The organism is Pseudomonas sp. TE3911, from assembly GCF_054062775.1.
In genome coordinates, this window is record NZ_JBSSFP010000001.1 from 3,169,373 (window position 1) to 3,183,010 (window position 13,638).

Sequence of the window (13,638 nt, forward strand, 5' to 3'; positions counted from 1 at the left end):
CTGATTCGATTCCGTCCGAATTGGGTGTTGCACTACAACCTAGGCGGACTCGCCTTGAGCGATGATTTTTCGCGCTTTGAGCAGCACCGGTAGGTCGACCATTTCCCCGCGCACCTGCACTGCGCCGTCATTCGAGAGTGCGAAGGCCTGGACGACCTCCCTGGCCCAGGCCATCTCACGCTCGGAGGGGCTGAACACCTGATTGACCAGAGGCACCTGCCGCGGGTGGATACACATCTTGCCGGCGAAGCCGAGCGCCTTGCCGTGCGCGGCCTCATGCCTTATCGCATCCTGGTTATCGATGCTGACACTGACCCCATCGATCGGCCCTTCAATACGTGCCACCCGCGAGGCGACGACGATTTGCGAGCGCGCGTACAACAAGGCGTCATCACTGCCATCGCAGCCCACGTCCAATTGATAGTCCACTGAACCAAAAGCGATGCGCTGGACCCCAGGGGCTTGCGCCACGATCAGCACTTGATGGATACCCAGCGCGGTTTCCACTAAAGCGATAACCGGCGCCTGAGTCGCCCCGCGCAGGGCCAGGAATGGCTCCAAAGTCTCCGCCTTCGGCAGCATCACACTCTCGACGTTAGTGGACGACAACAGTGCCAGATCGTCAGCGAACCAGGGCGAACCGTAGGCGTTAATCCGCAGGCAGACATGCGCGCCGCCCGCCACGGCGGTGCGCACATGCTCACGCGCCTGAGGTTTATCGGCATCGGCCACCGCGTCCTCCAGATCAATGATCACGACGTCGGCGCCCGCTGCATAGGCTTTGGCAAACCGCTCAGGGCGATTACCGGGAACGAACAAATAGGAACGCATGGGTTCTCCTTGATGCTAAGTCACTGGATCGCGGCGCAGGGTCAAGCCAGCGTGGCGGTCGCTTCCATACCGATTTCCCCATCGGGCCCTTGAGCCCACAGCAGCACCGATGCCCCGTTGTCAGCGGGTAAGGCACACAGGGTGATCGGTGCCGTATCGAACAACGGCCGCATGGCACGGAAACTGAAGTGTTTGATCCTGACGCCCGGCATCTGCCGATGGAGTAGGTCCATAAGCAAGGTGGCAATCAGCGGGCCGTGTACCACCAACCCCGGATAACCCTCTACGGCCTGTGCGTAAGGTCGGTCGTAATGAATGCGGTGGCCGTTGAACGTCAGTGCCGAATACCGAAACAGCAGCACGGGGTCCGGGGTGATTTCCCGGCTCCACAACGGCTTGCGCTGCGTCGGTTCGGTAGCCTGTAAGGGCGCCCCTGGCTGCGGATGATCACGGTAAACCAGATCTTGCTCTTCGCGGATCAGCACGCCGCCTGAATCTGCGAGTTGGTGCTCCAACGTGACGAATACCAATTCACCGCTACGACCGCTCTTGTGGGTGACATTCAGAATCGTCGAAGTCCGCTCGACCGAACTGCCCACCAATGGACTGCGCAGAAACTCCAGACGCCCGCCGGCCCACATTCTGCGAGGCAGTTCGATGGGCGGCAGAAACCCGCCACGCCGCGGATGACCGTCATCGCCGATAGCCGACTGTTGTGCAAGCGGCAAAAAGTACAACCAGTGCCACAGCTCCGGCAGCGCATTTTCCAAGGCACACACCGGCTCATGCTCCAGCGTCGCGGCCAACGCTGTCATGGGCACCGGCGTGAGCCGGTCGCTCTGATGTTCTTGCCGACCGATCCAGGATTTCAAATGTTCGATGTCAATGCTCATTCAAATACCCAATGCCTCACGCACTGCCTGCGCGATGGGCAGCAACGGGTCTTCTTCCGGACTGGCCGGGTTGAACAGCTTGTTATGACAAATCGCAACCGCCAGATTGACATCCGGATCTGCCCAGCCAATCGAGTTGCCCTGGCCTGGATGGCAGATCGCGCGAGGGTTCTGCACGCAGGTCACAGGCGGGTAGTTGCCACCGAACCAGAAACCGCCGATGGTGATCGGAATCGGAAAGCCGAACATCACCGGGTCGGGCTCTTCACTGTTGGCCCGCGGCGTGTTCAGGGTCGCGACCAGTTCCCTGGAAAGCAGGCGTACCCCGTCAAGTTCGCCACCGTTGGCGAGGAACGCCCAGAACCGCGCCTCAGAGCGAGCGTTGAATATACCCCCTACCCCCGCGACCTCTGCCCGCCGCACGTCGGCCCGCTCGAAGACTTCGGGAACCAGCGCAACGGCGTCTGGCATCGAGGCGCTGAACAGCGGTGGCAGGTACTCGGCAGGCACCGACACCATGGCATTGGTTTGCCTGGCGACACGCGGCTCAACCTCATCGGTGATGCCGATCCACAGGTCGGTAATGCCCAGCGGCTCGGCGATTTCCTCGCGCACAAAACGGCCAAAGGAGCGCTGTTTGCTATCAACCCTGCGGACCAGTTCGCCGATGATCCAGCCGAAGGTCATCGACAGGTACAGGGTCTTGGTGCCAGGCGTCGCCAACGGTTCCAGGTCTGCGATGGCCTGAGTCATCCAGTCCCAGTCGCACATCAGTTCCGGGGTCACACCCTCGGGCATTTGCGGTACACAGGCGCGATGCGTCAGCACATCGCGAACGGTGGTCAATGCTTTGCCATTAGCGGCGTATTCGGGCCAGTAACGGCTGACCGGCGAGTCGTAATCGATCTGGCCTCGGTCGGCGAGAATATGCAGGGCGGTGGCCGCAACGGCCTTGGTCACCGAGTAGACATTAAACAGCGTATCGCCATCGACCGCTTGTGTCCGTGCTTCGTCCGTGTAACCACTCCAGGCGTCGATCACCAGCTTGCCATTGAGGTAGGCAGCCACCTGAACGCCGACTTCACCGCCTTGGGTGGTGGCCAGGTCCAGTGCTTTTTGCACGACAGCCTGAGCATGGGTATCTAAAACGTGAGTCATTGAAAAACCCTCTTGTGACCGTTATTGAGTCATGGCGATCGTGGCCAGACCTTCCATTGCCAGGCCGTAGCCCAACTCCTCCAGAAGCCGGCGCTTGATCGGTTGAGTGAAGGCGACACGGGTATAGCGCAGGGTATGCAGAGGCTTGCTCGCCAGTTGCCCAGCCAGTTCCCAGGCCCGCGCCAGCAGCTTGTCCGCGGGCAAGACTTCGGCGACGACGCCCAATGCCAGCGCTTGAGCGGCCCCCAGGCGCTGACCGGTCAGCAGGAAGTAACGCCCTCGATTGGCGCCCAGCAGCATCGGCCACACCACTTGCACGCCATCGCCTGGGACGACGCCGTGGACGAAGTGCGCCAGATCAGCCAGCTCCGTGGTTTCGCTCGCCAGTACGATGTCCGACAGCACCGGGATTTCGGCGTGGATGTGCGCCGGACCATTGATGGCACCAATGACCGGGACTTCAATGTCCAGCAGGTTCATCAGCAAATCCTTTCCTTCACGCTGTAAGCGGTGCCAACCTTGAGACATGGGCTCGCTGGGCATTTCGGCCATGTTCATCGCTGCGCAAAACGCATCACCGGTGCCGGTAATAATCAACACGCGAACTTCAGGGTCGCGGGAAATCTCACGAAAGCAATCACCCAATTGGGTGTGGATGCTGCCCTCCAACGCCCCCCATTGCAGCGAGCCGCCGTCGCTATGCACCGACAACTGCACAATGCCGTCCTTGCGCTCCAAGTGAATGTTTGCGAAGCCCTGTGCGTAGTCCTCGAACCGACTCATGACGCGTCCTCCAGAATCAAATCGGCTGCATGCCATGCCATAGCCATCATTGGCCCGTTAGTGTTGCCTGACACCATCGTGGGGATTACCGACAAATCCATCACGCGCAATCCCTCAACGCCTCTGACACGCAGCCTCGGATCCAGGACGGCATCGTCATGCGAGCCCATGGCGCAGGTCGAACAGGCATGAAACCCCGACTGCCCACGCCGGCGAAACTCGGCGAGAATTTCTTCGTCGGTCTGCACTTTCGGTCCCGGATGCGTTTCTTCCAGGACCATGTGATTCATCGACGCGCTGTTGACGACTTTACGCATGAACCGAAACGCGGCCACCGATACCTCACGATCGTAAGGATCGGCCAGGTAATTGGTGATGATCTGTGCAGGCTGAGCCGGGTCCGCCGAGGTGATCTGTACGCTCCCCAGGCTGCGCGGACGCAAGGGATAGGCAAATAACTGCATACCCGGAAAGGTATCAAACCCATAGGATGGCGACGAAAAGTCCAGCGAATAGGGGGCCATCATCAATTGCGCGTCGGGGCGATCAAGCCCGGGACGGCTTTTGAAAAAGCCACCGACTTGATAAGAACCCAGTGCCATGAGGCCGGTTTTCGTCAGAAAGTAACGCAAGGCATTTTTGATCAACCGTACACCGCTGAACTCGCGGTTCTGGCTGTCACGCCAATGGCGCAGGCGCACCTGCAGGAAATACAGCAGGTGTTCACGCATGTTGCGACCGACGTTCGGACTATGCGCAACCACCGGGATTCCCAGCGTCGTCAGGTGTGCGCTGTCGCCGACGCCGGACAGTTGCAAGAGACGTGGAGTTTCCAGCGTCCCCGCACTGAGTATGACCTCACAACGCGCAGTGTAAGACACCAACGTCCCGCCCTTTATGCACTCGACACCTATTGCGCGCGTGCCTTCGAATAACACCCGCTGCACTTGGGTATCAGTGACGACGGTGAGGTTCTTTCGCTGACGGACCGGGCCAAGAAACGCTTTCGCCGCACTCTGCCGGACACCGCCGCTGATGGTGTACGTCAGGTAGGCCACGCCTTCGTGATCGAGTCCGTTGATATCGTCGCGCAGCTTCAACCCCAGGCCCTTGCAGGCATTGACCACTGCATCCCCCAGCGCATTACGGTCGCTATAGGTGGACAGCTTCAAGGGGCCTTTACCGCCGCGCAGCTCACTTTCACCCAGCGCGTGGTTCTCGATACTGCGGAACGCCTTGGCCATGGTCTTCCAACCCCAGCCGGTGGCGCCGTTGGCTTCCCAGTCATCATAATCCTGTGGATGGCCGCGCATGTAGACCATGCCGTTGATGGCGCTGGAGCCGCCCAGCATCTTGCCGCGAGCCCAAATCTCCGTGGTGCGACCGGTGCCTTGCTCTGTCGTCACCGGAAGAAACCAGGCGTGTTTCGGGTCCGACAGTAACTTGCCGAACCCTTTGGGCATGTGGATCAGCGGGTTACGGTCTTCAGGCCCTGCTTCGATCAGCAGGACGTTATTGCGTGCATGCTCAGAGAGGCGGTTGGCCAATACGCAGCCGGCCGAACCCGCACCGACGATGATGTAATCGAAATCTTTCATTGGGCTTAACTCATCAAAAGCCCGTCATGGCCGCATTGACCATGACGGAGCTGCATCCTGTGCGTGGAGGCTATCAACCAAACTTCACGTGAATCGAATGCGGCACCCGCATCATCGTTCCACGCACTTGGGGAGCCGGCTTGTCCGGATCAAGGCGCAGGTTTGGCAAACCGTCGAGAATCGCCGTCAAGGCGCGAGTCATTTCAACTCGGGCCAGGTGTTGACCGATACAGACATGAGGACCAAAGGAAAACGCAAAATGCCGGTGCTGAGGCTTGCGGAAAATATCGAAGGCATCCGGGTCGGGGAATTTACTCTCGTCACGATTGGCCGATCCCGCCACCACATCGATAAAGGTACCCGCCGGGATATTGACCCCTCCCAAGACCGCATCAGCACGCGCGTAACGGCTCTGCATCAGTACCGGCCCATCCCAACGCAATGCCTCTTCGATTGCCTGAGGAATCAGCGAGCGATCATTGCGAATAGCCTCCAGTTGCTCTGGATTGGTCAACAGCCCCGTCAGCAACACACTGGTGCCGCGATAGGTGGTATCGCCTGCAGCATTGACCAGTTGGCGCAAGAACGAAATCAGCACATTTTCCGGCAGGTATTCGCCATCGACTTCTGCCAATGCCAGAGAACTGACCAGGTCATCCCCCGGATTGGCGCGGCGTTCGGCCACCAGCTTGGTGAAGTAGTCGCCCAGTTTGCGCGACGCTTCCGTGCCGTGTTCGATGTCCACCGACACCAGGGTCTGGGCAATCGCCAGCTTATGGAAAATCTTCGCGTCTTCAGGCGGCAACGCCAATTGGCGATAGATGATGTGGAAGGGATAATGCAGGGTGAATTCCTGCACCAGGTCCGCTTCGCCTCGGCCTTCGAACGTGCTCATTAAGTCCCTTAACACCGGGTCGACTAACGTCTCACCCCAGGCGGCGACTGTTTGCGGCAAAAAGGCTTTCTGGAAAATCCGGCGAAACCGTGGATGCTCCGGAGCATCCATGGTCGAAATGCTCTGGCCGAAGCTGATGCCAATGTTGTAGTCGTAGGCATGATTGCCGTAGGTGGCCGGGTCGCCCAATACCTGAGCCACCTCGTCATAGCCGAAGACGCTGTAATACTGCGCATCCGCTGGCTTGGTGATGTCTGCGTACAAGCCCATCAACGTCCGATACTCGCCTTTGTGCAACGCCCCCTGGCGACGCATTTCGGCAATTTTGGCGTAGGGATCAAGGTGATCGCCAAACATCAACGCGTCTTCCAGGAACGGGTCAAAGGAAGGGTCGTCGAAGTCTTCAATATTCAGTTTTGCACCCATTATTATTATCTCCGCATAGCGTCAGGTATCGGTGTGCGCTGGCCACAACATCGCCGAAGTCGACCTGAAGCCGCTTCAGAGGGCGCACCTCCAACATACACGAACATTGTTCATATATGCGAACCTCGTTCACTATAATCACGGAATCCCAAGGCGGCAAGCAGCTCCTCGAATAAAGTTGATCCGCGCCAAATAGGCGCAAGTCATCACAGAAGACATCCCAGGATAGAGCTGTAACAGCCCTAACTGACCAGAAAGCCGCCGTCCACGGCCAGCAATTGCCCGGTCACGTATCGAGACGCCGGACTGGCGAAGAACAGCACGGCATTGGCGATGTCTTGCGGGTCTCCCATGCCACCCAGCGGAACCCGCCCTTGACCCAGAATGGGCCCTTTAATCTCGATCGCTGCCGATGCGGCTTTTGCGCCGGAGGTCATCACGCCACCTGGCAGTACGGCATTGACCCGGATGCCGTCGGCGGCGAACTCAAGCGCCGTGGTCCGGGTCAAGGCGTTCACTCCGGCCTTGGAGGCGTTATAGGTTGCGTTGTGATAGACCACCGCCTGCAACGATGACACCGATGAGATATTCACAATGGATCCGCCGCCCAGGGTTTTCATATGCTTGATCGATTCGCGCAAGCATAGGAAGGTGCCTCTCAAGTTGACCGATTGCAGCCTGTCCCAGAACGCCGTATCGATGTCCAGAAATGGCCGTTTCGGAAAAATCGCCGCGTTATTGATCAAAATGTCCAGACGCCCGAAGTCGGCCACCACCCGGTCAAACAATGCGACGACATCGGCCTCATCAGAAACATCCACTTTCAACGCAGTCGCCCTGCCCCCATCCGCTTCGATACGTTGGGCGACAGCGCACGCGGCCTCAAGGTTGATATCGGCAACGATGACCTGCGCCCCCACGCGGGCAAACAACTCGGCAATGCTTTGGCCAATGCCTGAGCCCGCGCCAGTCACAACGGCAGTCTTGTCGTCCAGGCGAAACACAGTTTGATCGTTACTCAAGAGGGGCATCCTTAGCTGAACGCTGTGCAATCACATGAATTTATGTGATCTTCACCGCTAGATACACCTGCAGAACCCGAATTAATCTTTCAATTATCTTGAAGAATCAGCAGGGCCTATGGATAAGTTGCGCTGTATGGAAGTCTTTCTTGCCGTGGTCGACCGCGGCACCCTGAGCGCAGCAGCGGCGAGCCTGGGGCTGTCCCCGTCGATGGTGTCGACTCACCTGAGCAACCTGGAATCAGACCTCGGCGTCAGGCTGCTCAATCGCACCACACGGAGCTTGAGCCTGACGGATGAAGGCGTGACCTATCATGTGCACTGCCAACAGATTCTCGATCAAATCAGCGGTGTCGAAGCCGAGCTGGCGGGCAAAGGCGGCACGCCACGTGGGCGGCTGCGGCTGGACATCCCCAGTACCATCGCCCAGCACCTGATCATGCCCCTGCTCCCGGAATTTCGACGGCGTTATCCGGCTATACACCTGGATTTTTCCGACTCGGAGCAGATCCTCGAAACCGTGGAAAACCAGTACGACGTGATGATACGACTGGGCCTGCTCCGAGACTCTGGGATGATCGCCAGACCGCTTGGCCATTCAGCCCTGCTGAGTGTTGCCTCACCGCATTACCTGGCCCAGCGGGGAATTCCGCTGACGCCTGACGACCTGCATGGACATGAGTGCATCAACTACCTGATAGAGCGTACCGGCCGTCTACTGCCCTGGTCCTTCCAACGGAATGGGCAACCGATCGAGCTGCAAACCCTGGGAGGATTGTCGATCAGCCAGGGCAACACGCGAATCGAAGCCTCCTTGAATGGCCTGGGCATTGTTCAGGGAATGGCTTTTCATTTGAAAGATCTATTGGCGTCGGGGCACTTGCAACAAGTGTTGCCCGACTGGGTTGCGATGGCGCCCACACTGGAAGTTCTCTATCCGCGAGGCCGCAGGGAATCACGCAAGGTCCATGCATTTGTCGATTTTCTGATTGAGCATTATCCCGCAGGGCGAGAAATCATAGCGCCCGCTCGTTGCCATTGAAAATAGGCCCAGACCCGGTTACGCCGACCATCTCTGGCATGAAGTGGTTTGACAGTCATCACACCAATAGTTCAGCATATGAAACAGCGTTCACAACAAACCCCATAACAACAATCATAACGGCTGCGCTCAAAGCCCTCATAACAGGCCAGGTGAACAATGACTGAAAACACCCATCGCACGGCTGTGATCGTTGGCGCCGGGCATGCCGCCGGGGAGCTGGTCACCAGCTTGCGTGACAACGGTTGGATTGGACGAATCGTCTTGATCGGTGACGAACCCCATTTGCCCTATCACCGCCCGCCTCTTTCCAAGGCCTACTTGTCCGGTGCGGCCACAGCAGAAAGCCTGCTGATCAAATCTCCTGCCACCTATATCAAAGCCAACGTCGAGATCATCAATAACACGCGGGTCTTGCGCATCGATCGACAACGCAAATCTGTCGAATTGGCGAATGGCGAATGGATTGGCTACGACAAGCTCGTACTGACCACCGGTGGCCGCCCTCGCCCGCTGTCGGTACCAAAATCGAGCCTCGCGGAACAAACGGGCAATTTTCATTACTTACGCACCCTGGGTGACGTTGATGCCATGCGTCGTCAGTTTGAACCCGGCATGCGACTGGTCATCGTGGGGGGTGGTTATGTCGGTCTGGAAGTGGCGGCCGTGGCAGTCAAGGTGGGCCTCAAGGTCACCGTGCTGGAAGCCTTTCCTCGCGTACTGGCCAGGGTCACAGCGCCGGAACTTTCAACCGTCTATGAGCGCAAACACCGCGAAGCCGGCGTGGAAATTCGTACGGGCGTACAGGTCAGTGACGTAGAGATGGACCGTTCGGGCGACGCGGTATCAGCAGTGCTCTGCGCCGATGGCACTCGCGTACCGGCGGACCTGGTGGTGGTCGGTATCGGCCTGATCCCCAATACCGAGCTGGCGCAGGAGGCAGGCCTCGCCGTCGACAATGGCATTCTGGTCGATGAGCACGCACAAACCAGTGATCCCGATATCTACGCAGCCGGCGACTGCACCAATCATCCCAATGCATCGCTGGGGCGGCGCTTGCGCCTGGAGTCGGTCCCCAACGCTCTGGAGCAGGCCCGTACCGCAGCGGCGTCGATCTGCGGCAAGCAAAAGCCCTATAACGTCATCCCCTGGTTCTGGTCTGATCAATACGACCTGAAGCTGAAAATGGTCGGTTTGTCCCAAGGCTACGATCAGTTGGTGGTGCGCGGTTCGCTGGACAGCGATTCGTTCAGCGCCTTTTATCTCAAGGACGGCCTGGTGCTGGCGGCCGATACCGTCAATCGTCCGCCCGAATTCATGCTCGCCAAACGTATCATCGCCGAGCGCCTGCGACTGGCCCCTGAACAGTTGGCAGACGACAGCATCCCCCTGAAAAACCTGTTACCGACCCCTTGATTTCCTTGGCCTGAGAATAATAAAGATGCCGAAGCTTACGTTTATCCAGCACGATGGCACGCAACAAACCGTGCAGGCCGAAGTCGGTCAATCGGTGATGCAGCTTGCCGTGAATAATCAGATTTCAGGGATTCTCGGAGACTGTGGCGGGAGTTGCAGTTGCGCAACCTGCCATGGCTATGTCGAACCTGAATGGGCCGCGCACATGCCAGCGGCCGCCTCCTATGAAGTCGACATGCTCAGTTGCGCCATGGACGTGGATGACAGAAGTCGACTGACTTGCCAGATCAATATGACCCCCGAACTCGATGGCTTGATTATCCGCTTGCCCGCGTCGCAGACCTGAGCGCCCCAGCAGCCCGTCGCACCTCACTGTGCGACGGGCGATTGTGGAACTATAACAAGCCGCTTTCGTCGGCCTTTTTCACCCCACCGTCCAACCCGCGCTCGCGCAACACTTCAATCGTCACCGTCAACGCACTGGAAATAGCCGGAAAGCCCACGTACGGCAGTGTCTGAATGATGATTTCCTGCAGCTCCAACACCGTCAGACCATTGTTCAGGCCGAAGCGCAGATGGTTCTTCAGTTCGGCTGGCTGGTGTTGAGCAATCAGCGCGCCAATGACCACCGCGCTTCGGTACTTGAGTTCCAATCCGGGACGTGACCACACGCTGCCAAACGCATGCTCGATGGCCATGCGCGCGACATCGGCGGCAAAACCACCTGAGGTTGCCCCCGCCTCTATCGCCTTGGCGAACTCAGGCCCCATCATCTGGACCATCAACTCATGCCCTGCTTGCCAGTTCTCGTTCATTGTTATTGTTCTCGTCGTGAAGAAGGGGTCAGATTTCAGATTGAACCTGGCCATAGGCAGTCAGCGGTGCAACCTGCGTCACGCCGCCATCCACAGGCAAACAGATCCCGGTGATGAACCGTGCCTCGTCGCTGGCCAAAAACAGGCATGCAGCGGCGACATCCCAGGCATCACCCTCAATGTTCAAGGGGGCAATACCGCGGCGCAGGGTACGCATGCTTTCGTTAAGCAGACCGTCCACCAACGGCGTAAAGATGTGCCCTGGCGCGACGGTGTTGGCGCGCAGCCCCTGGCGGCCATACATCACCGCCAGCTCACGGGTCATTTGCACCATCGCCGCTTTGGATGGCCCATAGGCGACCGAGCCGTGGCCTTGCAAACCGGCCGTCGAGGCGATGTTGAGCACCGCCGAACCGGGCTTTGCCAAGAGGTGAGGCAAGGCGTGCCGACTCATCAAAAAAGCACTTTTGAGGTTAACCTCCATCACCTGCTGCCACAGGTCGAGGGGATGCTGTTCAAAACGCTGCGGGCCGGTGGCGATGCCGACGTTATTGACCAAAATATGCAGCGCCCCGTAACGCGCGACCGTGTCGCTGACGAAACGCTGGCAGTCCTCATCGGAGGTGACATCTCCGGCGCAAACAAACGCATCGCCGCCCGCCTCGAGAATCATCGCCAGGGTTTCTTCCGCGCGCTCGGGGTGTTGATCTACCAGGCAGACCCTCGCGCCTTCCCGTGCAAACTGGTAAGCGATGGCCTTTCCGGTGCCCACGCCTTTGCCCTGGGAGCCCGCGCCGGTAACGATGGCCACTTTGCCGGCCAGCCGTGTATTAAAAACAGTGGGTAATGGCATCGAAGGCTCCTCAGTGCGGCGGACGAATAAGGGTGGCGTGGCCGTCGCTGAAAGCAACAATCGCAGAATCACCGGCCTTCATGCGCTGGGGAATTTCATCCAGCGGGACCTTCTTGCCGTCGATACCACGGCAATAGGTTTGCGTATCGACGACGAATGTCCCTGTGCGCCCATCGTCACCGACCACGCTGACCGAACTGCTGGATAACGCGGTCAAGGTGCCGATAATCGGGGTGTGCCCCGAGGCGCCCATGATGCGAATGTCCATCGACAAACGAAAACGGTCCGAGTAGTTGGCCAGCCCGCTGTGCGGGGTGTTGATATGCATCAGCAGCACATCGCCGGGGCGGTAGGTGGTTCGCCGCCAGGCGTGATCAGGGACTGAGCCATTGGGGATCGGAAACAATGGCGGCGTGTTCACATCGTGCAAATACGGCCCTTTGTGCATGCCCTCGGCCAGGACCAGGCCACCAATCTCATCACTGATCACTGACAACGGAATCCAGCAAATCAGGAACGGAATACCCACGTTGTAGAAACCATCCTGATGCAAGTAATCCAGACGGCTGGGTTTGCGCTCTGCGGTGGGTGGCGTGGCCCGGTACTCCACGGTTGGAATCCAGAACGGTTGGTCATCCAGCAAGCGCTGGAAGAACGCGTGGATCAGCGGCTCCTGGACAAAAGGGCGCCAGATTTCACGCTCGACCAAAGGCTCCATGCGGAACGGGAATCCGTCGAGACTTTTGCCGCTGTAAAGCGCCTCGGCGTCGTCCTTTTGAGTAACCCCCAGCTGATCCAGTAAATCCATGTAGACGCCGCGTAAACGGGACACCGATGCCTGGTCAAGAACATCACGGAAGAACCAATAGCCATCGCGTTCCCAGGCTGCGTTCAGTGCCTGGCGGTCATCGAGCAAGTCGTTGGAAACATTCAACTCTCGCATCGGCGGTTGGTTTGATATAGGCGAAGAAATATTCATCAACTGCAGCCCTTTCTTGTTGTCGTTGTCGAGCATGGGCACCCGCATCAGCACCCCAGCACTGGACTGATACTACCGAGAAGGCGACGCCGGATAATCCGCCTTACCACCAAAACACCCTTCAGTTTTATTGATTAATCACTCGAGATACCGCAGCCAGGTCAACGGATAATGTCAAAGGTGGGCTGACCGACCGCCATCCACCGCAAGAATTTGGCCGCTGATATAAGGTGCGTCCGCCAGCAGAAACAACACGGTGCGAGCGATGTCATGGGGTTCGCCCGTGCGTTTGAGCAATGTGGAGTCGATCATCGTCTGCCGCGTTGCCGCATCGAATAAGCCATCCGAAGGCCACTCTATGGCGCCCGGTGAAATGCCATTGACCCGTACGTGGGGGCCCATCTCGACGGCCAGCGCTTTGGTCAGCCCCAATAGCCCGGCCTTGGCCGCACAGTAGGTCGAAAAGCCTGCGATGGGTCTCTGCGCATTGATGTCGATGATATTGATGATGGCGCCACCGGTTTCCTTCAGGTGTGGCCATGCCGCTTGAGACAGAAACAGCGGTGCCTTGAAGTTGCTGCCGGTCAGGTCGGTCCAGACCTGTTCGTCAATACTGCCCAACGGGGTCGGGTAGAAACTGGAGGCGTTGTTGATCAGCCCGTCAAGACGGCCAAAGCTTTCAACCGCACACTCGACCAATCCTGCGAGCGCCTGCGTGTCCAGCAGGTCGGCTTGCAATAAGGTGACAGAGCCCGGACGCTCCCAGTTCAGCCGTTCGGCCAGTTCGTTGGCATCCCCGGCGCTGCGGCGGTAATGCAGAATGATCGAGGCGCCGGCATCGTGCAGGGCTCTGACAATGGCTGCACCGACGCGTTTTGCACCACCCGTGACCAGAATCGCCTTGCCGTGGAGGGACGAATTGGACAT

General features: G+C 58.6%; 14 protein-coding genes. 3 read left to right on the forward strand and 11 right to left on the reverse strand.

What is annotated here, in order from left to right:
• Positions 1 to 39: 39 nt before the first annotated feature.
• From ACVWXD_RS14180 to ACVWXD_RS14210, 7 genes are all read right to left on the reverse strand, one after another.
• Positions 40 to 831, reverse strand: coding sequence for an HpcH/HpaI aldolase/citrate lyase family protein (locus ACVWXD_RS14180; RefSeq protein ID WP_183701994.1), 792 nt, complete (start codon positions 829 to 831; stop codon positions 40 to 42).
• Positions 832 to 872: 41 nt separating this feature from the next.
• Positions 873 to 1,724 (reverse strand): FAS1-like dehydratase domain-containing protein, encoded by an 852-nt coding sequence (locus tag ACVWXD_RS14185; RefSeq protein WP_183701996.1) that lies wholly within the window; start codon positions 1,722 to 1,724, stop codon positions 873 to 875.
• The gene (locus ACVWXD_RS14190) at positions 1,725 to 2,882 is read right to left on the reverse strand and encodes a serine hydrolase domain-containing protein (protein ID WP_183701998.1); all 1,158 of its coding nucleotides are present in this window, start codon (positions 2,880 to 2,882) and stop codon (positions 1,725 to 1,727) included.
• Between the two features lie 21 nt (positions 2,883 to 2,903).
• Entirely contained in the window at positions 2,904 to 3,665 is a 762-nt protein-coding gene (locus ACVWXD_RS14195; RefSeq protein ID WP_183702000.1) for an enoyl-CoA hydratase/isomerase family protein, read from the reverse strand.
• Positions 3,662 to 5,263 (reverse strand): GMC family oxidoreductase N-terminal domain-containing protein, encoded by a 1,602-nt coding sequence (locus tag ACVWXD_RS14200; protein ID WP_183702002.1) that lies wholly within the window; start codon positions 5,261 to 5,263, stop codon positions 3,662 to 3,664. Before ACVWXD_RS14200 ends, ACVWXD_RS14195 begins: the two co-directional genes overlap by 4 nt.
• Before the next feature lie 73 nt (positions 5,264 to 5,336).
• Positions 5,337 to 6,584: a cytochrome P450 gene (locus ACVWXD_RS14205; protein ID WP_183702004.1), complete on the reverse strand. Its 1,248-nt coding sequence runs from the start codon at positions 6,582 to 6,584 to the stop codon at positions 5,337 to 5,339.
• 242 nt (positions 6,585 to 6,826) lie between these two features.
• Positions 6,827 to 7,606 (reverse strand): SDR family oxidoreductase, encoded by a 780-nt coding sequence (locus ACVWXD_RS14210; RefSeq protein WP_221214850.1) that lies wholly within the window; start codon positions 7,604 to 7,606, stop codon positions 6,827 to 6,829.
• Positions 7,607 to 7,742: 136 nt separating this feature from the next.
• Here ACVWXD_RS14210 and ACVWXD_RS14215 point away from each other — a divergent pair, with 136 nt between their 5' ends.
• The 3 genes from ACVWXD_RS14215 to ACVWXD_RS14225 all read left to right on the forward strand — a co-directional run bounded on the left by ACVWXD_RS14215 (position 7,743) and on the right by ACVWXD_RS14225 (position 10,410).
• A complete protein-coding gene (locus ACVWXD_RS14215; protein ID WP_457371132.1) occupies positions 7,743 to 8,648 on the forward strand; it encodes a LysR family transcriptional regulator in 906 nt (301 codons plus the stop codon).
• A gap of 159 nt (positions 8,649 to 8,807) precedes the next feature.
• Positions 8,808 to 10,064 (forward strand): FAD-dependent oxidoreductase, encoded by a 1,257-nt coding sequence (locus tag ACVWXD_RS14220; RefSeq protein WP_183702010.1) that lies wholly within the window; start codon positions 8,808 to 8,810, stop codon positions 10,062 to 10,064.
• A 25-nt stretch (positions 10,065 to 10,089) separates the two neighbouring features.
• On the forward strand, positions 10,090 to 10,410 hold the full coding sequence (locus ACVWXD_RS14225; protein ID WP_183702012.1) for a 2Fe-2S iron-sulfur cluster-binding protein: 321 nt from the start codon (positions 10,090 to 10,092) through the stop codon (positions 10,408 to 10,410).
• A 49-nt stretch (positions 10,411 to 10,459) separates the two neighbouring features.
• On the opposite strand, the gene ACVWXD_RS14230 is transcribed toward ACVWXD_RS14225, so the two are convergent.
• The 4 genes from ACVWXD_RS14230 to ACVWXD_RS14245 all read right to left on the reverse strand — a co-directional run bounded on the left by ACVWXD_RS14230 (position 10,460) and on the right by ACVWXD_RS14245 (position 13,638).
• The gene (locus ACVWXD_RS14230; RefSeq protein ID WP_053136158.1) at positions 10,460 to 10,879 is read right to left on the reverse strand and encodes a carboxymuconolactone decarboxylase family protein; all 420 of its coding nucleotides are present in this window, start codon (positions 10,877 to 10,879) and stop codon (positions 10,460 to 10,462) included.
• Positions 10,880 to 10,907: 28 nt separating this feature from the next.
• A complete protein-coding gene (locus ACVWXD_RS14235; protein ID WP_183702015.1) occupies positions 10,908 to 11,732 on the reverse strand; it encodes a glucose 1-dehydrogenase in 825 nt (274 codons plus the stop codon).
• Between the two features lie 10 nt (positions 11,733 to 11,742).
• Complete coding sequence (locus ACVWXD_RS14240) at positions 11,743 to 12,759, reverse strand: phytanoyl-CoA dioxygenase family protein (RefSeq protein ID WP_183702018.1); 1,017 nt, start codon at positions 12,757 to 12,759, stop codon at positions 11,743 to 11,745.
• 126 nt (positions 12,760 to 12,885) lie between these two features.
• Positions 12,886 to 13,638 carry a pteridine reductase gene (locus ACVWXD_RS14245; RefSeq protein ID WP_183702020.1) on the reverse strand — a complete coding sequence of 251 codons (753 nt, stop codon included), beginning with the start codon at positions 13,636 to 13,638 and terminating at the stop codon, positions 12,886 to 12,888.